2 protein-coding genes are annotated in these 432 nt (G+C 72.0%); both read right to left on the reverse strand.

Features of this window, described 5'->3' with window-relative positions:
• On the reverse strand, window positions 1-238 hold a 238-nt coding region (locus BVI061214_RS00340), incomplete at its 3' end, for an MBL fold metallo-hydrolase (protein ID WP_156303168.1).
• Window positions 225-432 (reverse strand): transketolase C-terminal domain-containing protein (locus BVI061214_RS00345; protein ID WP_282953978.1); only part of this gene is annotated, 208 nt, incomplete at its 5' end. The genes BVI061214_RS00340 and BVI061214_RS00345, both read right to left, overlap by 14 nt.

Below are 432 nucleotides of genomic sequence, written 5' to 3' on the forward strand. Positions count from 1 at the left end.
AGGCCCCCCCCCGGGGGGGGGCAGGGAGGGGGAGGCAAAGGCGCTCCCAGGGGGCTCTAGCCCCGCCGCTATGGTCCAGGTGGTGGTGGGTGAGGAAGAGGAGCCGGGGCGGGGTCTTGAGGAGGGCAAGAAGCCTCCTGGCCTCCCAAGGGAGGCCCGCGTCCACCAGGAAGTAACCCTCCTCCAGGGGGACGCGGTAGAGGTTGGCGGCGAAGCGCAGGACCTCAGGCCCGCTCACGGACCCGCTCCACCCCCATCTCCTCCAGAGCCTTGCGGATGCCCTCCGGGTCTATCCCCGCCTGGCGGTGGAGGCTCGGGATGGGCCCGTGCTCCAGGAAGCGGTCGGGAAGGCCCAGGACCCGGACCTCGGGCCTCAGGCCCATCTCGTTCAGGGCCTCCAGGACGGCGCTCCCGAAGCCGCCCATCTTCTGG

The sequence above is a fragment of the Thermus aquaticus genome, assembly GCF_001280255.1.
GTDB classification, from domain to species: Bacteria; Deinococcota; Deinococci; order Deinococcales; family Thermaceae; genus Thermus; species Thermus aquaticus.